The following is an 18,501-nucleotide window of genomic DNA, read 5'->3' on the forward strand; positions in this document are numbered from 1 at the left end:
CGAGGGACTCGCATTAAATAGCGACGGTCTTCAGCTTCTTGCGGCGGCCGTAGATCAGCACCGCCAGCGCACGCGACACGGTGATCGCGGTGAACATCGAGGCGAAGATACCGATCATCATGGTCAGCGCGAAGCCCTTCAACGGGCCGGTGCCGAACGCGTACAGGGCCACCGCCACGATCAGGCCGGTGAGGTTGGCGTCCAGGATGGTGCCGCCGGCCTTTTCGTAACCGGCGGCAATCGCCGATTTGGCCGGCACGCCCAGGCGCAGCTCCTCGCGGATACGCTCGTTGATCAGCACGTTGGCGTCCACCGACAGGCCCACCGATAGGGCAAGACCGGCAAAGCCCGGCAGCGTCATGGTGGCACCGAACAAGGACATCACCGCCACCACGATCAGCAGGTTGAACAGCAGCGCCACCGAGGTGATCGCGCCGAACACGCGGTAGTAGACGGTGAAGAACACCAGCGTGAACAGGAACGAGTAGATCACTGCGGTGACGCCGCGCTCCACGTTCTCCGCACCCAGGCTGGGGCCGATCACGTATTCCTCGACGAAATCCATCGGCGCGGCCAGCGAGCCGGATTTCAGCAGCTTGGCCAGGTTTTCGGCCTCGGTCTTCTCCAGACCGGTGGTCTGGAAGTTCTTGCCGAACACGCCGGCAATGCGGGTCGGCGACAAGGCTTCTTCCTTGACCCGAACGCTGCGCACTTCCTTGCCGTCGACCATGGTCACGGTGGGGATGCGCTCGATGTAGACCACCGACATCAACTTGCCGACGTTGGCGCTGGTGTAGTCGAGCATGCGCTGGCCGGCGACGTTGTTGAGCGTCACCGCCACCGCCGGCATGCCGTTCTGGTCGGTGCTGACGCTGGCGCTGACCATCTGGTCGCCGGTCACCAGCGCGCGCTTGTTCAGCAGCACCGGCGCGCCGGTATCGCGCACGCGGTAGACCTTGGCTTCCGGCGGGATGCTGCCGCTGCGCACCGCGTCCTCGGCATTGCCTTCGACCACCGCACGGAATTCCAGCGAGGCGGTGGCACCGATCAGGCGCTTGGCCTCGGCGGTGTCCTGCAGGCCGGGCAGTTCGACCACGATGCGGTCCTCGCCCTGGCGCTGGATGGTCGGTTCGGACACGCCCAGCGCGTTGACACGGTTGCGCAAGGTGGTGAGGTTCTGCTCGATCGCGCCGCTGGCGATCTGCTTGAGCTCGACCTCGGGCACCTTCACCGAGATGTTCTGGCCGCTGACGTCATAGGTCAGCGTCGGCTGCGACTTGGCCAGCGCGGTGCGCGCGGCGTCGACGCTGGCGCCTTCGCTCAGGCTGACCTGGATGCTGTTGTCGCCGCGACGCTCGACCGAGCGATAGGCGATACGGCCATCGCGCAGCGTGGTGCGGATGTCTTCGGCAAAGCCGTCCAGGCGCTTTTCCAGCGCGGCCTTCTGGTCCACCTGCATGGCGAAGTGCACGCCGCCGACCAGGTCCAGGCCCAGCACCATCGGCCGGCCGCCCAGCTTGGCCAGCCAGTCCGGCACGGTCGAGGCCAGATTCAGCGCCACCGTGTAGTTCTCGCCCAGTTGCTGGCGCAGCACGTCGTTGGCGCGGGTCTGTGCCTGCAGGCTGGGCAGGCGCACCATCAGGCTGTCGCCCTCCTTGGTGACGGCCTTCGGCGTGATGCCGGCGGCCTTGAGGTCGGCGTCGATGCGGCTGCGCAAGGCGTCGTCGAGCTGGGCACCGCGGCTGGCGGTGATCTGCACGGACGGGTCCTTCTGGTAGATGTTGGGCAGCGCGTACAACGCGCTGACCGCCAGCACCAGCAGGATCAGGAAATACTTCCAGCGAGGAAATTCGAGCATTGCGACAGTCCCGCGCGACACCATCCCGGCGACGCGCCTAGCAGTGAAAACGACTTCCAGCGGCCAACACAATGACGCCAGCGGTCGTCAGGTGGATGCGGCGGTGCGCGGAGCGGAGCGATGCGCGCCGGTTCACGGCACCGACTGCGCCCACCTGACAGTGGGCGCAGCAGGTTGGTTGCCGCTTAGTTGGCAGACTTCAGCGTGCCCTTGGGCAGCACGTGGCCCACGGCACTCTTCTGCACGCGGATGCGCACGTTGTCGGCCACTTCCACGGTGATGAAGTTGTCGCCGATGTCGGTGATCACGCCCGCCACGCCGCCGGAGGTGATGACTTCATCGCCGCGCGCCAGCTTGTCCAGCAGCGACTTGTGCTCCTTCTGGCGCTTCATCTGCGGGCGGATCATCAGGAAATACATGACCGCGATCAGGATGATCGGCAGCGCGAAGGTGGACAGGCTTCCCATCGGGCCGGGCGCCGGCGCGCCGCCAGTGGCCTGCGCCTGGGCGACGGGGATCAGGAAATCGAGCAGATTCATTCAGTGCGTCCTAGTTTTGGTGCCAGCGCGCCAAGCGGCCCGCTCGCTATTCAGGTACCGCCGGAGCGGAACAGCCGGGAATTATGCCATGCAGGTTCCAAACCGTCCGCGCGGGGCGCGGACGGCCGGCCTCAGCTGGTTTCCCCCGGCAACGGCGGCGTGGTGGCGCCGCGTGCCGCATAGAAGGACCGCCGGAACTGCGCAAAGGTTCCCGCTGCGATGGCCGCGCGCAGGTCGGCCATCAGCTTCTCGTAGTACCAGAGGTTGTGCAGGGTGCCAAGCATCGGCGCCAGCATCTCGTTGCAGCGGTCCAGGTGGCGCAGATACGAACGCGTGTAGCCGCTGCTGCAGGCATGGCAGCCGCAGCCCGGCTCGATGGTGTCCAGGTCGCGCTCGTACCTGGCGTTGCGGATGCGCACGGTACCGAAGGAGGTGAAGTAATGCCCGTTGCGCGCGTTGCGGGTGGGCATCACGCAGTCGAACATGTCCACGCCACGCGCCACGCCTTCGACCAGGTCTTCGGGCCGGCCCACGCCCATCAGGTAGCGCGGGCGCTCGGCCGGCAGGCGCGGATGCAGGTGTTCCAGCATCGCATTGCGCTCGTGCTCCGGCTCGCCCACCGCCAGCCCGCCGATGGCGTAACCGTCGAAACCGATACCCTGCAGCCCGTCCAGCGAGCGGCTGCGCAGGTCCGGATGCACCCCGCCCTGCACGATGCCGAACAGCGCCGCATCGTTGCCCAACCCGTCATGCGCCTGCCGCGAACGCTGCGCCCAGCGCAGGCTCAGCTCCATCGAGCGCCGCGCCACCTCCTCGGTGGCCGGGTACGGCGTGCATTCGTCGAAGATCATCACGATGTCCGAATCGAGCACCTTCTGGATCTGCATGCTCTCTTCCGGGCCCAGGAATACCCGCGCACCGTCGGTCGGCGAGGCAAAGGTGACGCCCTGCTCGGTGATCTTGCGGCGATGGGCCAGCGAAAACACCTGGAACCCGCCCGAATCGGTGAGGATCGGCCCGTCCCAGCGCGCGAACCCGTGCAGCCCGCCGTGGTCGCCGATCACCTCCAGGCCCGGGCGCAGATACAGGTGGAAGGTATTGCCCAGGATGATCTCCGCACCCAGCGCGCGGATCTGCTCGGGCAGGATGCCCTTGACCGAGCCATAGGTGCCCACCGGCATGAACGCCGGCGTCTCGACGGTGCCGCGCGGAAAGGTCAGGCGCCCACGGCGGGCATGGCCGTCGGTGGCTTGGAGCTGGAACTGGAGTCGGGACATGGAGGGGCCGGGATTGGGGAATCGGGATTGGGGAATCGGAGAAGCGGTTGGCAGGTGGCTGATCGTTCGGCGGATGCCGACTTACGATTCCCCACTCCCGAATCCCCAATCCCTGCTCCACAACAGCATCGCATCGCCATACGAAAAGAAGCGATAGCGCTGTTCGATGGCGTGTTGGTAGGCGGCGAAGATGCGCTCGCGGCCGGCAAAGGCCGAGACCATCATCAGCAGCGTGCTTTCGGGCAGATGGAAGTTGGTGACCATCGCGTCGACGCTGCGGATGCGGTAGCCGGGCAGGATGAAGATCTGGGTTTCGCCGGCAAACGGCAGCAACTCGCCCTCGGGCGCGGCATCGGTGATGCGCCAGGCGCTTTCCAGCGAGCGCACCACCGTGGTTCCCACCGCGATGACGCGCCCGCCACGCGCGCGCGCGCGCCGCACCTGCTCGACCAGCGCGGCGCCGACGTTGAGCCATTCGGTGTGCATCACGTGCTGATCCAGCGCGTCCACGCGCACCGGCTGGAAGGTGCCGGCGCCTACGTGCAGGGTGACATGGCCGAACTCCACCCCGCGCTCGCGCAGCCGTGCCAGCAGCGCCTCGTCGAAATGCAGCCCGGCGGTGGGCGCGGCCACTGCGCCCACTTCGCGCGCGAACACGGTCTGGTAGCGCTCGCGGTCTTCCACCCCCGGCTCGCGGCGGATGTACGGCGGCAGCGGCAGGCGCCCGGCCTCCAGCAGCCAGTGCTCCAGCGGAGTGGGGATCTCGAAGCGCAGCAGGTAGAACTCGCCGTCGCGGCCCAGCACCTCGGCCTGGCCGCCGGCATCCAGCGCGATCCAGCTGCCGGCCTTGGGCGACTTGCTGGCGCCGATCTGCACGCGCGCCTGCCGCTCGCCCAGCAGGCGCTCGATCAGGATTTCCACCCGCCCGCCGCTGGCCTTCTGCCCGAACAGCCGCGCCGGGATCACACGGGTATCGTTGAAGATCAGCAGATCGCCCGGCTGCAGCAACTCGGGCAGATCGCGCACCTGCCGGTCGACCAGCGCCTGCGGCGACGGCGGCACCACCAGCAAGCGGCTGGCCGCGCGCTCGGCCAACGGCGCCTGGGCGATCAGCTCGTCGGGCAGCGAATAGTTGAAATCGGACTTCTTCAAGGCCGCAGGATGTGTTGGCTGAGGAGCCGGCTATTGTAACTGCGGCGGGGAATGGAGATTCGGGAATCGGGAATCGTAAAAGCGGGCCAGTCTGCGCCGTATGAGTTTCGGCCCTCGGATCTGGCTCTTACGATTCCCCATTCCCCATTCCCCACTCCCGATTCCCGCCCCTCACCTCTCGAACTTCGTTGACAAAATGATCGACGTCGTCGTGCGCTCCACGCCGTCGATCGCGCCGATGGCGTCGGTGAGCACGTCCATCTCATTGACGCCGCCGACCACGCCCAGGGCGATCAGGTCGTAGGCGCCGCTGACCGAATGCAGCAGGCGCACCTGCGGGATGTCGCGCAGCGCCTTGACCACCGCGGGCATCTTCTTGGGCAGCACGGTGATCAGGATGTGCGCGCGGATGCGGCCCTGTTCGTAGGCATCGTGGGTGCGCACGGTGTAGCCGCTGATCACCCCGTCGCGCTCGAGTTTGTCGATCCGGCTCTGCACGGTGGTGCGCGACAGCCCGAGCCGGCGCGCAATCTGCGCGGTGGAGGCGCGCGCGTCCTCGCGCAGCAGCGACAGCAGGCGTTCGTCGGAGGGAGTGATTTTCACTTTTTGCCCAAATGGTTCGTCGATTCGACGAAAATACCCGACTTCCTGCCCGGATTCACGCTGCCAAACGCCGATCTTCTGCCGATAATAGAAAGGGAACGCCACCTTGCAGGAGATGCGCCATGTCCGTCCTCGCCCCGCTCGCCCCGTTGCGCGCCCATGCCGGCCGCCGCCTGACCGATGGCCTGGACGATGCCAGCATCGCGCGCCTGGCCGCCAGTCACCCGGATCTCGCACACGCCATCGACGCGGCCGCTGCCGAGTACGCGCTGGTGCGCGCCGAAGCCGCGGACCTGCTGGACCTGGATGAAGACGCACAGATCCGCGCGGTGCAGGACGGCTTCATCAATTTCTACGCCGACGATGCGGTGACCCCGTACGTGGCGCTGGCCGCGCGCGGGCCCTGGGTGATCACGCTCAAGGGCGCGGTGCTGTACGACGCCGGCGGCTACGGCATGCTTGGCTTCGGCCACACCCCCGCGCCGGTGCTCGAGGCGATGGCGCGTCCGCAGGTGATGGCCAACGTGATGACCCCCAGCCTGGCGCAGCGCCGGCTCGACCGCGCCCTGCGCGCCGAGATCGGCCATACCCGCGGCGGCTGTCCGTTCGCACGTTTCATGTGTCTCAACTCCGGTTCCGAGGCGGTCGGCCTGGCCGCGCGCATCGTCGATACCAATGCCAAGCTGCACACCGACCCGGGCGCGCGCCACGCCGGTGCCAGCATCAAGCGCGTGGTGGTCAAGGGCAGCTTCCATGGCCGTACCGACCGCCCCGGCCTGTATTCCGATTCCAGCCGCAAGACCTACACCAAGTACCTGGCCAGCTACCGCGACGAAGACTCGGTGATCGCGATCGCGCCCTACGACGTGGCAGCGCTGCAGCGCGCCTTCGACGAGGCCGCGCGCAATCACTGGTTCATCGAGGCGGTGTTCCTGGAGCCGGTGATGGGCGAAGGCGACCCGGGCCGCGCATTGCCGGCCGCGTTCTATGCCGCCGCGCGCGAGCTGACCCGCCTGCACGGCAGCCTGCTGCTGGTGGATTCGATCCAGGCCGGCCTGCGCGCGCACGGCGTGCTGTCGGTGGTGGATTACCCCGGCTTCGAACAGCTCGACCCGCCGGACCTGGAGACCTACTCCAAGGCGCTCAACGCCGCGCAATACCCGTTGTCGGTGCTGGCGGTGACCGAACACGCCGCACAGGTGTATCGCAAGGGCACCTACGGCAACACCATGACCACCAATCCGCGTGCGCTGGATGTCGCCTGCGCCACGCTGGCGTTGTTCACCCCGCAGGTGCGCGAGAACATTCGCACCCGCGGCGCGCAGGCAATCGCCAAGCTGCAGGCACTGCAGTCCGAGCTGGGCGGCCTGATCACCAAGGTGCAGGGCACCGGGCTGCTGTTCTCCTGCGAGCTGGCGCCGCAGTTCAAGTGCTATGGCGCCGGTTCCACCGAGGAATGGCTGCGCCACCGCGGCGTCAACGTCATCCATGGCGGCGAGAATTCGCTGCGCTTCACCCCGCACTTTGCGATGGACGAAGACGAGCTGGACCTGCTGGTCGGATTGATCGGGCGTGCGCTGAAGGAAGGTCCGCGCCAGAGCCAGGCCGAGGCGGCCTGAGCGCCACCGACACGCATGGCGAGCGGTCGCCAGCGGGAAGCGGACGGTGCGCAGGAACGTCGGTCACCGAGCGGTACACGCCGATGCGGAGCACCGGCCGCGCCCACCGGCGGTGAGAGCGATGGTGTTGTAGACCGCTCGACTTCAAGGCGACGCAGGCAGTGCCTGCGCGCCTGCGGAACAGGCGCGCCCACTTCTGGGCAACCGCCACGCGCCGTCGGCGCTGCGCGCGGCGGGGGTGCTGCCTGGCCCGGTCAGATCGGCACGGCGCTCAGCTTGCGACGCAGGTAATTGGTCACTGCCCGGCGTGGCGACTTGCCGCGCCAGGACGCCCAGCACAGATGCGAGCCCACCGCGACCGTGCCGCCGCGGTGGCCGAGCCCGAACCAGGTGCGGTCGGGATGGAACGCGTCGCGCGCCGGAAACACGATGCCGGCAAACTCGCCGGCGTGCGCGTTGTAGAAACGCGTCAACCCGCGCGGGCCGGAAATCATCGGAATCTGCCGGTGGTCTTCCAGCGTCTCGGGCGCATGCATGGTGAAGATGTGCTCGATGAAGGCGCGCCAGAACGGATGTCCTGCCTCCGAGCCGAACACCGCATTGCCGATCTTGAACTGCTCGTTGCCGGGCGCGCCCTCTTCGATCGGCAGCACGCATTGCTGTGCCAGTACGTCCGCGCCAAGCGTGCGCAGCAGCTTGTAGTCGGTGTCGAAATAGAACCCGCCATAGGTATGCATGTAGGCGCAGCGGGCGATGTCGGCCTTCATCACACCGAAGCGGATCGCTTCGTAGCGGTCGGCCAATTCCGGGAAGGCGCGACGCATCAGCGCCGAGTTGTCGGCATCGTCCCAGACATGGCAGGTCCAGCCCGGCAGCAGCCGTTGCAGACGGGCCTGGATTTTGCGCTCTTCCCAAAGCAGGTGCTTGGTCGGCGCAGTGAGATGGAACACGTGGGGAATCATGGGGGCTTCTCGGGGCTGGGGGAGGCTGAACCTCCACCGAAGCACCCGCGTCGAAGCCGGCTACCCGGGTGGAGACCCGGTCGGCCCTAACAGTAGTCCCATTATTAGTGTGACGTAATTCACAATTTTAAATGGTTACGCTTACCGTCGATGTGCAAAATCAATGCAGCACCGAAGTTTGCTCACCGGGTCGTCATCCGGAACGGCAGCCTCATCCAGACCAGCTCGCCTGTGCCGCGTTTCCGTCATTCCCAGCATCTGTCGGCGCGTCCTTTCAGGGTCGCACTGCGCGGGCAATCGCGTGGTGCGATGCGTCCGGCCTCTTTCTCCACCAGTCGCTTGCCGCCATCGCTGCCGCGCTCCAGTTCGAACGCATCGTAGAGACGCCCGGTGGCGGTGCGCGACTCGTAACGCAAGGTGTGGGTGTCGATGCGAAGCACCTGGTAGAGCTGGGTCTCCTCGCCGACCGGACGCATGGTCTTGCGCGCCATGTCCGAGAGCCGGTACTGCTTGGGCCCGGCCACCGAGACCACGAACACCGGCGTGGCCTGCCCTGCCGCATCGCCGCGCCGGCCGTAGGTGTGGTCGTGGCCCTGCAGCACCAGATCGACCTTGTGGCGGCGGATCACCGGCAGCACCTGCTCGACCAGTTTCTCGTTCTGGCGATCGGCGCGCGGGGAAAAGAACGGCTGATGGATCAGCACGATCGACCACGGATGCGGGTTGTCGGCCAGTACCTTGTCCAGCCACTGCGCCTGTGCCGGGCCGGTGCCCAGATCCAGAACGGAGGTGCCATCGAGCACGGCGATGCGCACGCCCTGATAGTCGAACCAGTAGCTGGTGCGTGCGGTGGCCGACGGCCCGTTACGCGGCAGCGCGAAGGTCACCGGCCAATGCGTGCCAAGCGTGCGCGTGGCCTGCGGGGTGTCCTCGCCCTCTTCGTGATACTCGTGATTGCCCGGCGCCGGCGCCACCGCGGCGCCTTCCAGCAGCCAGCGCCCGGCGTCGAACCACTCGGCCCATTCGTTGTCGTCCTGGCCGTCCTTGCCGCTGACCAGGTCGCCGGCGAACAGCGCCAGCCGCGCATCCGGTGCCGAGCGCCAGGCCTGGCGGATCACCCGCGAGACCAGGCTGAGGTTCTTGTTCTGGGTGTCGCCGAAATACAGCAGCGTCAGCGGCGTATCCGCGGTGGCGGCTGTGCGGAAATGATTCCACGCCCCCCAGGTGTGGTTGCCCTGCACGCGGTAGGCATACAGCGTGTCCGGCGTCAGCCCGTCGATATCGGCGCGGTGGTGATGCGAGCTGCCGTTTTCGCTGGTCAGCGTGGTGGTGCTGGCGCGGATGCGGCGCGGCGTGCCCACATCGGGCGAGTCGCCGGCAACCACCAGTTCCAGCCACGGCTGGTCGACGCTGGTATCGGTACGCCAGGCCACCGCGAAACCGGTCGCCGCCGCCTGCGCGGGCGTGGCGACGATGCGGTCCGGAAAGCCGTCGGCAACATAGTGGGTGGAGCCGGCCGGCACCTGGGTGTTGGGTTCGACCGCGCGCTCGGCGGCGAACGATCCAGTGCCCGTCATCGCCACCAGCAACAGCGCGCAAGACAGCACCGCACGTGCGGCGATCATGGCGCGCATTCTTTCAAACGCAGCGTGCGCGCGATATCGCGCCAGTCGAAGGCCGCCACCGCCTGGTCGTCGTGCAAGGCGTAGAACACCCCGCCCGGAAAGCGCGCATCGCCACGTTGATCCAGCCACACGCCGTCGGTGTTGGCGGTCACCCGGCCGGCGAAGGCACCGACATGCGCCAGACTCTGGCGGTCGAACACCTGGAACACGCTGCGGTCCTTGAACTGATCGGTGGCGATCCAGTAACCGCTACCGTCCTTGCACGCAAACAGCGTCATGCCTTCGGCCTGCGCCTTGAACAGGCCGCTGCCGACATTGCGCCCGCGATAGCGTCCGTCCATCCCGTATTCGCGCAACTGCGTGCCCACGGCGACATCTTCTTCGGCAATCATCAGGCGCGCATGGGCTTCGTCGCCGAACACCGACTCGGCGATCCGTATCGCGCCCGCCTCGGTGGTATCGCCGAAGCTCTGGGTCAGGTGCGCTTGCCAGCCCTGCCCTGCGTTTTCCACCTGATAGCGACGGAAACGCTGACCGAGTTCGGCCAGCGGCGGCGGCTCATCCTTGTTGGCCGGCGACATGTAGTTGTCGCTGACCACCACCTCGTAGCCGCCGTCGTGCTTGCGCACCCACAGGCCGTAGGGCTCGCGCAATTCGTCCTGGCCGAAGCTGGTCAGCGGCTTGAAATCCGGCAGCGAAAATACCTGCACGCGGCGGTTGTCGCGCTCGACCACGAACACCAGATCGTCGACGACCGAAATCCCGTTTGGCCGATCCAGCTTGCCCAGGGCCTTGCCCTTGCCGCCGACCACGCGCAGGCGCTTGCCGCTATCGCCATCGAACACCACCAGCGCATGCGTGGCCTTGGCGGTGGCGATCAACCAGCGGCTGCCATCGGGCGCACTCCAGCTGGCCGGCGAATCCAGGTTGTCGGCCGGGGTCAGCGCGGTGATGAAGGCTTCCGGCACCACTTCGTGCGCCACCCTGGCCTCGCTGAGCAAGGGGTCCTTCAACAGCGCCTCGTCGGCTTCGCGGTCGGCCGGTGCGCTGGCGCAGGCGGTCAGCGCCAGCGTGGTGGCGAGCAGTGTGGTGTGGAGTAACGTGGTGTGGAGCCGCATGCGCGTTGCGATCACAGTGCCACCTTCAGGCCGAGCGCATATGTGCGGCCGTATTCCTCGTTCTGCAGCGTGCGCAAGGGCACGCCCTGGTATAGCTCCAGCGGTTCGTCCAGCAGGTTCTGCGCCTCCAGATACAGGCTGACGTGGCTGTTGAATTGGTAGTTCATGCTGAAATCCAGCTGGGTGTGCGGGGCGACGTAGATATCGTACGCGCGGCTTTGGCCGATGGTGTCCAGGTACTCGCTGCGATACACCGCCGCAACGCGTGCACTGAAGCCGTATTTTTCATACCCCAGATGCCCGCTGTAGATGCGCCTGGACGAGCGCGGCAAGGTGAAGTCCTCGCCGGCGCGATCGCTCAGGCCGGGATTGAAATCGCTGTCCAGCACGGTGGCGCTGGCGCCGACCAGCAGGCCATTCCAGCCCTCGGGCAGGAAGTCCAGCGCCTGCTGCCAATTGAATTCGGCGCCGCGCACCTTTGCGGTGTCGCCGTTGATCGAGCGCGTCACCTGCAGGTTGGGGAACTCGGCATCGTTGGTGCTGATGGTCTGCACGATGTAGTCGTCGATCGACTTGTTGAACACGCCCAACGAGATCAGGCCGGTGCTGCCGATGTACTTTTCGAACGACAGATCCAGATTCTTTGAGCGATACGGATTGAGATCGGGATTGCCCAGGCTCACCTCTTCGTCGCCGCGATTGATGCTCACGCGCGGGGAGACATCGCCGAACGCAGGCCGCGACAAGGTCTTGTTGGCCGCGAACCGCAGCACCCAGTCGTTGCCGGTGTCGTAGCGCAGATGCAGGCCCGGCAGCACATTGGTGTAGCTGCTGGAGGCTTCGCGCGGCGTCACCGTGGCGGTGCGGCCGTTCTCGGCCACGTCGACCTGGTTACCGGTGGCGTCGAACTGGGTGTTCTCCACCCGCACGCCGGCGATCATGCGCAGCGCACCGATGTCCCAGGTGCCCATCGCATAGGTGGCGAACACATCTTCGGTGGCCCTGTAGTCGTCCTGCAGCGAGACCTGCAGGTTGCTGCCCACATCCTGCGGACGTGCGCTGTACAGAGTGCCGGAGGTGTTCCAGTAGCGGCGCATGCCGTCCGAGCCGATGCTTTCGCCCAGCGTGCCGCCGCGATGTTCCGGTGCGGCGGTGGTCCAGTCGCTCAGATCGATCGCCGGGCCACGACGCAGCTCGTTTTCGTCCACGTTGACATCGCGCTCGCGCCAGCGGCCGAGCACGCCCATCTTCAGGCTGGAATGCTCGCCATCGAAGCGCACGTTGACCTGCGCGCTGCGCTCGCTGTCGTCCACCCGCTTGGGCGCAAGCACGAAGCGGTCGAACACGAAATCGTCGTTGCTCTGCCAGCCGTTGTCGGAAAAGCCCAGGCGCGGAATGCCGCTGTTCTGGTCGACCGTGGCCGACAGATCGTCGCCGGCGTAGTTGAAGCGCGCTTCCATCTCGTCGTTCACGCGCTCGGTGGTCTTGGTGTAACCCAGCTTGTAGTCCACCGTGGCCGCGCTCAGACGGTTTTCACCACCCACGCTCAAGGCCATGGTGTCCTCCTTCTTGGTGCGGTAGCGCACGCGCTTGGAGATGGAATCGGCCGGCAGGTCGGCCACGGTGTAGGTGCCATCGCCATTGGCGCTGACCTGCCCATCGGCCAGGCCGAAGATGGTGCGCTGGCGTGTTTCGGCATCGTCGAAACGGCTGTACAGCGTGCGCAGGTAGTAGCGGTTGTCCGCGTCCGGGCGCCAGTCCAGGTTGAGGTTGGCGCCCATGCGGGTACGCTCGATGAAGTATTTGCGGCGCTGCACTTCACCGGCGAACAGATCGTCGGCCGCACCGCCGTCGAAGCTGTCGTAGGCCACTTCGGTGTTGTCCGATTCGAATTCGCGGTCCTGGTAGTTCACGCCGACCGCCACACCGAAGGTGCCATCGAAGATGTCGCTGTAGTTGAACGCGCCCTTGGGGCTGGTCTTGCCCGACAACGACTGGTGGCTGCCTTCGATCGAGCCGCGCAGCGTGCGGCCATCGCGATCGAAGGCAGAGGTGGACTCGACCTGGATCGCACCGCCGATGGAATCGCCCGGCATGTCCGGGGTCGGCGACTTGACCACTTTCAGGCGCTCGGTGGAGTCGGAGGGAATCACGTCCAGCGGCGCCGAGCGCGTGCCGTCTTCCGGCGTGCCCATGGTCATGCCGTCGATGGTGACGCTGTTGAGCGCCGAATCCAGACCGCGGATCACCACGAAGCGGCCTTCGCCCTGGTCGCGGGTGACGCTGACGCCGGGCAGGCGCTGCAAGGATTCTGCAACATTCTTGTCGGGATACCGGCCCAGCGCATCGGAGGCGACCGCATCCTGGATCGCATCGGAACCCCGCTTGAGATCGACCGCGCGCACCTGCGATTCCACCTGCGGGCGCACTTCCAGGCGCTCCAGGTCGATGGCTGCCGCACCGGAGGCGCCGGTTGCCGCTGCTGCACCCTCGGCCGCCTGCGCAAGCGGGCTCCACGTGGCCGCCGCCAACGTCAGCGTGATCGCCAGGCACAGCGGAGTCTTGTTCAACACGGGTGCTTCCCCAATCGGTTAAGAATGGGTGGGCACACTATGTCTACGACGTTTCACTGACATGACATCTGCAAGCACGATCACGCCCAATGTGTGGCGACGCTGCCGCTGGCTGCGGCACACTGTGGGTCTCTCCCGCCTGTCGCTGCCCATGAAAATCGTCGAAGTCCGTCACCCCCTCGTCCAGCACAAGATCGGCCTGCTGCGCGATGCCGCCTTGAGCACCAAGGGCTTCCGCGAACTGGTCACCGAGCTGGGCACGCTGCTGGCCTACGAGGCCACCGCCAATCTGGATACCGAATCGCACGTGCAACCCGGCTGGGCCGGCCCGGTGACCGTGCAGCGGATTGCCGGCGCGAAAATCACCCTGGTACCGATCCTGCGTGCAGGCCTGGGCATGTTGCCCGGCGTGCTGGCGCTGATCCCGGCCGCGCGCGTGAGCGTGGTCGGCCTGCAACGCGACGAAGAAACCCTGCAGCCGGTGCCCTACTTCGAACGCCTCACCGGCCGCCTGGAAGAGCGCGACGCGCTGATCCTGGACCCGATGCTGGCCACCGGCGGCACGCTGATCGCCACCATCGACATGCTCAAGCGCGCCGGCGCACGGCGAATCAAAGGCATCTTTTTAGTGGCCGCACCGGAAGGCTTGAAAGCCTTGGAAGCCGTGCACCCGGACGTGGAGATCTACACCGCCGCGATCGACGACCACCTCAACGACAAGGGCTACATCCTGCCCGGCCTGGGCGATGCCGGCGACCGGATCTTCGGCACGCGGGTGGAGTGAGTGTCTGAAGCGACCAGATCAAAAGCTGATGCGCGCTGGACGATTGCCCATCGCGCTGGCATAGCGCCGGTGAGGTAATCGGCGGATTCAAGCCCCTCTCCCCACGGGAGAGGGGTTGGGGTGAGGGTACGGTGTGTCGGTGTTGCTGTTGCTGCCGCTGCCGCACCCTCATCCGGCGCTGCGCGCCACCTTCTCCCGATGGGAGAAGGGAAAATCGCGCTGCCGCCTGGAGCCCGCCGCCTCAGCGCGTCGACGCTTCGATCGCCGCGCTCACATACACCAGCGGCGCGTTCCAGTTGATTGCCACCTCGTTGCTGGCATAACTGCAGGTGTCGTCCAGGTACGACAGCGCCGGCAGCTTGGAGGGATAGGCCACCTTGCAGTCCTTGGCGTCCTGCTGGCCCGGTTGCGGGCCGCCAGCCAGCCAGCCCGGCACCGGCACGTCGATGCCATCGGCTTCGGAAGGGCGATGATGGATATGCAGCGGGCTGCGCAACCCGACCCCGGTGACAAACGACATCCCCAACGGATTGCGCCCCAGGATGTAGTCCAGCTGCGATTGCGCGGCATCCAGATACGGCCGCTGCCCGGTCAACCGATAGCCCTGCATCAACATCATCGCGCGGTTGAGCACGACTGCATTACTGCCCCACACAAAATCGGTGTCGGTCATCGCCAGACGCCAGGGCGAGGCCTGCCACTGTTCGGCAAGCCGCTGTGCCAGACCGGTGATCTCATGGGCGATACGTGCGCGATCGGCATGCGGAGTGAGCTGGTCGCGATGTTCGGCCAGCGACATCCAGGCCAGGCCGCCGACGTTGCTCCAGCCCGGCACGCTGGCTGGTACGTTGCGCGCCAGCATTGCGTCATAGAAGCCGTCCTCGCGCGTGCTCACATACAGCTCGGCCGCGGCCCAGGCGAATTCGTCGTCCACCTGCGCGTCGTCGTAGCCGCCGGTGCGCACATCGTCGGGCTGGCGGTAGATCACATCCGGATGCTGCTGCGCCCACGCCCAGGCGCTACGCGCGGCCTTCAACATACGTGCCGACGCGCCCGGATACTGCGCGTCGAACGGGGCATACACGCGGCTGGCGGCGGCCATCACCGCGGCAAAATCCAGCGTGGCGGCAGTGGCCTTCATCACCACGTAGCGCTGCTGCCTGGCCTGGTCCGGCATCACCAGCCCATCGAACTGCTTGTCGGTGAGCTTGTGGTACACGCCGCCATCGGCCGGGTCCTGCATGGCCAGCATCCATTCCAGGTTCCACCAGGTCTCCTGCAGGATGCCGGGCACGCCGGGGGCGTCGTCGGGGATGGTCAGCGGCTGCGCCTTGAACAGCGCCGGATACTGCGCGTAGGCGGCCAGCAAGGTGTAGGTGCTGATGCCGGAATTGACGATGTACTTGTTGTAGTCACCGGCGTCGTACCAGCCCTTGGGCGCACGGATCACGCTGTCGGCCGGGCGCGTGGCAGACGCAGCAGAAGGATGGATGCGCACATCGGTGTCCGGATGCCCGGCCGCACGTGCATAGCGCCCGGCGAACTGCGCCGGCAGCGCGGTGCTGGCGCGATTGAAGTAGAACGCCTTGAGCGAGGCATCCACGACGGGCTGGTAGGCACCGGCCGCAATCGGGAATGGATCCGACGCCGGCAAACCGGCGATCTTCACCCGATATGTCCCTGGGGCGCGCAGCGCGGAAAAGTCGGCCACGCGTGCCTGTTGCCCCGCTGGTGCCCAGGTGGCCGCCGGCGACAAGCGGCCCTCCAGCACGCGGCGGCCGTTGGCATCCTCGACCGTGAAGCGGTCTGCCGCAGCCGCAGCGGGCGGCGGCAAGCCGACCACCGCCAGTTTGGCCGAGCCCGGCAGATAACCGAGTTGGTTGACGTGGATCGCGGCGCCGGCAGCGGCAGTGCTGCCGGCAGTGCCGCTCGTATCGGCCGCGCAGGCGGCGATGGGCGATGCGATCACCACGGCGGTGAGCAGGGTCTGCAAAATGGTCATGCCACGATGGTCGCCAAATCGATGCACAGCGACAAGTCCAATCCCGACATAGGACACGACACCAAACCGTATTGCTGCAGGCAGCCAGTGACCTTCCGGCCCCCACTCAGGCCGGTGCAGGCGTGCTGCACATAGTTGCCGAGACAGCGACACGGTTCGCCGCGCCGCGTGTTCGGCACCTGTGCCGCTGCGCCGAACCGACAGGCCAGGCCCGCGCCTCAGTGCACGCCGGTTCTCATCGTTCGCCGTGTGACGCCTGCCCCGACGCACGGAGCAGGCATGCGGCACTCACCGTGCAGGTGTCGCCAGCTGGACCTGCGCCTTGCCCACCGGGTTGCGCGGGTCGCTACCGCCGGTGAGCACATTGCTGCGCTTGTCCCACTCCACCGTCTGCAGGTTGCCCCAGACGTGGCTGGAACCGCGGCCGCCCTCGGCGGTGTCGCCAGGCAGCTTGAGCGCATGTCCCATCGCCTGCAGCGCCTTGGCGGTCTGTGGCGAGAACGCGTTGCTCTCGGCCTCGATCACGTCCGGCAGCCACTGGTGGTGATAGCGCGGCAAGGCGCTGACCTGCTGTGCGTCCAGGCCTGCGTCATAGCCCAGAATGCCGAGCAGCACCATGGTGATGATGCGGCTACCGCCCGGGGTGCCGATCACCGCGACCTTGTCGGCCGATTCCATGAAGGTCGGCGTCATCGAGCTGAGCATGCGCTTGCCCGGCTTGGGGGCGTTGGCCGCGTAGCCCATCACGCCAAAGGCATTGGGCGTGCCCGGCTTGAGCGCGAAGTCGTCCATCTCGTCGTTGAGCAGCACGCCGGTGCCCTTGGGGATCAGCCCCGAGCCGTACAGCAGGTTGACGGTCTGGGTGGCGCCGACGCGGTTGCCTTCGCCATCGATGATGGAAAAGTGCGTGGTCTCGTCGTCTTCCAGCGGGGTCGGATTGCCCGACAGCAGGTCGCTGGGGGTGGCCTTGTCCGGGTTGATCGTGGCGCGCAGGCCTTGCGCGTAATCCTTGCTGGTCAGCACGCGCTGCGGCACCGCCACAAAGTCCGGGTCGCCGAGGAAGAAGGTGCGGTCGCGGTAGGCGCGGCGCATCGCTTCCACCACCAGATGGGTGCGGTGCGCATCGTCGAGCGTGTCCAGCTCCCAGCCTTCCAGGATCTGCAGCATGGCGGCGAGTGCGATACCGCCGGAAGACGGCGGCGGCGCGGTGGTGATCTTCCAGCCGCGGTAATCGAACTGGATCGGCGTGCGCTGCTTGACCCGGTACCCGGCCAGCTCGGCGGCCTTCCACTGCCCGCCGGCCTGCTTGACGCCGGCCAGCAGCTTGCTGGCGGTTTCGCCCTTGTAGAAGCCGTCAAAGCCCTTGTCGCCGAGCAGCTTCAAGGTGTGCGCCAATTCGGGCTGCTTGAAGATGTCGCCTTCGGCGATGGGCTTGCCGCCGCGCAGATAGACCTCGCGCGTGCCGGGATAACGCTCCATCACCTCGCGCCGCGAGGCATAGCCCTTGGCCATGCGCGCGTACACCGGAAAACCTTCGGTGGCGATGCGGATCGCCGGTGCCAGCGACTGCTTCAGCGGCAGCCGGCCGTGCCGGGTGGCCAGCTCCACCAGCGCTGCAGGCAAGCCGGGAATGCCGGCCGACCAGGGGCCGTTGACCGAGCGGTCGCGGTCCAGCGCGCCCTGCTTGTCGAGGAACTGCGCCTCGCTGGCCGACTCGGGCGCGGTCTCGCGCGCATCCAGCATCACGTCCTTGCCGGTCTTGGCATCGTGCAACAGGAAGAAGCCGCCGCCGCCCAGGCCCGAGCTGATCGGCTCGACCACCGCCAGCGTGGACGACACCGCGATCGCCGCATCGAACGCATTGCCGCCTTCGCGCAGGATCTGCAGGCCGGCGTCGGTGGCCAGTGCGTGCCCGCTGGCGATCGCCGCACCGGGCGGATGCCCCGCCACCGGCGAGGAAGCGGCCGCCGCCGGCCTGGCGCCATCGGCCGACCAGGCCGGCGGTGCCAGTACGAAGGCCAGCAGCAACAGGCCGCGCGAAGGAAAACGTCGGGAAAAGATGCTCACGGGGCGGGAGGCTCCTGTTCGTACAGTTCGGGGTGATCGCGCTGCAGCTGCATGAGCTTGGCGAGCAATTGATCGTGGGTTTCCGGGATGTCCGGATCCGGGTCGATGCATTCGACCGGGCACACCACCACGCATTGCGCCTCGTCGAAATGGCCCACGCACTCAGTGCAACGTGCCGGGTCGATCACGTAGATGGTTTCGCCCATCGAGATGGCCTGGTTCGGGCACGCCGGCTCGCAGACATCGCAGTTGACGCAGAGCTCGTTGATCTTCAGCGACATGGCGGCACCACCATGCGATGCGACGCGGCCCAATGCAACGC

General features: G+C 66.8%; 14 protein-coding genes. 2 read left to right on the forward strand and 12 right to left on the reverse strand.

Going from position 1 to position 18,501, the window contains the following annotated elements:
• Positions 1-13: 13 nt before the first annotated feature.
• The 5 genes from secD to H7A87_RS11970 all read right to left on the reverse strand — a co-directional run bounded on the left by secD (position 14) and on the right by H7A87_RS11970 (position 5,429).
• The gene (gene secD, locus H7A87_RS11950) at positions 14-1,858 is read right to left on the reverse strand and encodes a protein translocase subunit SecD (RefSeq protein WP_180496651.1); all 1,845 of its coding nucleotides are present in this window, start codon (positions 1,856-1,858) and stop codon (positions 14-16) included.
• Between the two features lie 185 nt (positions 1,859-2,043).
• Complete coding sequence (gene yajC / locus H7A87_RS11955; RefSeq protein ID WP_104533651.1) at positions 2,044-2,397, reverse strand: preprotein translocase subunit YajC; 354 nt, start codon at positions 2,395-2,397, stop codon at positions 2,044-2,046.
• Positions 2,398-2,528: 131 nt separating this feature from the next.
• Positions 2,529-3,674, reverse strand: coding sequence for a tRNA guanosine(34) transglycosylase Tgt (gene tgt, locus H7A87_RS11960; RefSeq protein WP_119128602.1), 1,146 nt, complete (start codon positions 3,672-3,674; stop codon positions 2,529-2,531).
• A gap of 81 nt (positions 3,675-3,755) precedes the next feature.
• Entirely contained in the window at positions 3,756-4,826 is a 1,071-nt protein-coding gene (queA, locus tag H7A87_RS11965; protein ID WP_119128601.1) for a tRNA preQ1(34) S-adenosylmethionine ribosyltransferase-isomerase QueA, read from the reverse strand.
• Between the two features lie 171 nt (positions 4,827-4,997).
• Positions 4,998-5,429, reverse strand: coding sequence for an Lrp/AsnC family transcriptional regulator (locus H7A87_RS11970; RefSeq protein WP_104582110.1), 432 nt, complete (start codon positions 5,427-5,429; stop codon positions 4,998-5,000).
• 122 nt (positions 5,430-5,551) lie between these two features.
• Here H7A87_RS11970 and H7A87_RS11975 point away from each other — a divergent pair, with 122 nt between their 5' ends.
• Complete coding sequence (locus H7A87_RS11975) at positions 5,552-7,048, forward strand: aminotransferase class III-fold pyridoxal phosphate-dependent enzyme (RefSeq protein WP_119128600.1); 1,497 nt, start codon at positions 5,552-5,554, stop codon at positions 7,046-7,048.
• Positions 7,049-7,302: 254 nt separating this feature from the next.
• Here the strand turns inward: H7A87_RS11975 and H7A87_RS11980 are convergent, their stop codons facing one another.
• From H7A87_RS11980 to H7A87_RS11995, 4 genes are all read right to left on the reverse strand, one after another.
• Entirely contained in the window at positions 7,303-8,010 is a 708-nt protein-coding gene (locus H7A87_RS11980; RefSeq protein ID WP_104582108.1) for a glycosyltransferase, read from the reverse strand.
• Between the two features lie 245 nt (positions 8,011-8,255).
• Complete coding sequence (locus H7A87_RS11985; RefSeq protein ID WP_119128854.1) at positions 8,256-9,635, reverse strand: metallophosphoesterase family protein; 1,380 nt, start codon at positions 9,633-9,635, stop codon at positions 8,256-8,258.
• Positions 9,632-10,753: a phytase gene (locus tag H7A87_RS11990; RefSeq protein ID WP_232087849.1), complete on the reverse strand. Its 1,122-nt coding sequence runs from the start codon at positions 10,751-10,753 to the stop codon at positions 9,632-9,634. The genes H7A87_RS11985 and H7A87_RS11990 overlap by 4 nt, the downstream gene beginning before the upstream one ends.
• An 11-nt stretch (positions 10,754-10,764) precedes the next feature.
• On the reverse strand, positions 10,765-13,326 hold the full coding sequence (locus H7A87_RS11995; protein WP_180496653.1) for a TonB-dependent receptor: 2,562 nt from the start codon (positions 13,324-13,326) through the stop codon (positions 10,765-10,767).
• Positions 13,327-13,477: 151 nt separating this feature from the next.
• Between H7A87_RS11995 and upp the strand changes: the two genes are divergently transcribed.
• Positions 13,478-14,110: a uracil phosphoribosyltransferase gene (gene upp / locus H7A87_RS12000; protein WP_119128599.1), complete on the forward strand. Its 633-nt coding sequence runs from the start codon at positions 13,478-13,480 to the stop codon at positions 14,108-14,110.
• A gap of 241 nt (positions 14,111-14,351) precedes the next feature.
• Here the strand turns inward: upp and H7A87_RS12005 are convergent, their stop codons facing one another.
• The 3 genes from H7A87_RS12005 to H7A87_RS12015 form a co-directional block, all read right to left on the reverse strand.
• Positions 14,352-16,112: a glycoside hydrolase family 9 protein gene (locus H7A87_RS12005; protein ID WP_119128598.1), complete on the reverse strand. Its 1,761-nt coding sequence runs from the start codon at positions 16,110-16,112 to the stop codon at positions 14,352-14,354.
• A 288-nt stretch (positions 16,113-16,400) separates the two neighbouring features.
• The gene (gene ggt, locus H7A87_RS12010; protein ID WP_115677463.1) at positions 16,401-18,179 is read right to left on the reverse strand and encodes a gamma-glutamyltransferase; all 1,779 of its coding nucleotides are present in this window, start codon (positions 18,177-18,179) and stop codon (positions 16,401-16,403) included.
• A complete protein-coding gene (locus H7A87_RS12015) occupies positions 18,176-18,460 on the reverse strand; it encodes a YfhL family 4Fe-4S dicluster ferredoxin (protein ID WP_029220241.1) in 285 nt (94 codons plus the stop codon). Before H7A87_RS12015 ends, ggt begins: the two co-directional genes overlap by 4 nt.
• Between the last annotated feature and the right edge of the window lie 41 nt (positions 18,461-18,501).

The organism is Xanthomonas sp. CPBF 426 (assembly GCF_903989465.1).
GTDB lineage: Bacteria > Pseudomonadota > Gammaproteobacteria > Xanthomonadales > Xanthomonadaceae > Xanthomonas > Xanthomonas euroxanthea.

Coding starts and splice junctions, on each gene's coding strand:
- H7A87_RS11985 (WP_119128854.1), bottom strand. CDS start 9,635: ATGATCGCCGCACGTGCGGTGCTGTCTTGCGCGCTGTTGCTGGTGGCG.
- H7A87_RS11990 (WP_232087849.1), bottom strand. CDS start 10,753: ATGCGGCTCCACACCACGTTACTCCACACCACACTGCTCGCCACCACG.
- tgt (WP_119128602.1), bottom strand. CDS start 3,674: ATGTCCCGACTCCAGTTCCAGCTCCAAGCCACCGACGGCCATGCCCGC.
- H7A87_RS12015 (WP_029220241.1), bottom strand. CDS start 18,460: ATGTCGCTGAAGATCAACGAGCTCTGCGTCAACTGCGATGTCTGCGAG.
- upp (WP_119128599.1), top strand. CDS start 13,478: ATGAAAATCGTCGAAGTCCGTCACCCCCTCGTCCAGCACAAGATCGGC.
- H7A87_RS12005 (WP_119128598.1), bottom strand. CDS start 16,112: ATGACCATTTTGCAGACCCTGCTCACCGCCGTGGTGATCGCATCGCCC.
- H7A87_RS11980 (WP_104582108.1), bottom strand. CDS start 8,010: ATGATTCCCCACGTGTTCCATCTCACTGCGCCGACCAAGCACCTGCTT.
- H7A87_RS11975 (WP_119128600.1), top strand. CDS start 5,552: ATGTCCGTCCTCGCCCCGCTCGCCCCGTTGCGCGCCCATGCCGGCCGC.
- secD (WP_180496651.1), bottom strand. CDS start 1,858: ATGCTCGAATTTCCTCGCTGGAAGTATTTCCTGATCCTGCTGGTGCTG.
- yajC (WP_104533651.1), bottom strand. CDS start 2,397: ATGAATCTGCTCGATTTCCTGATCCCCGTCGCCCAGGCGCAGGCCACT.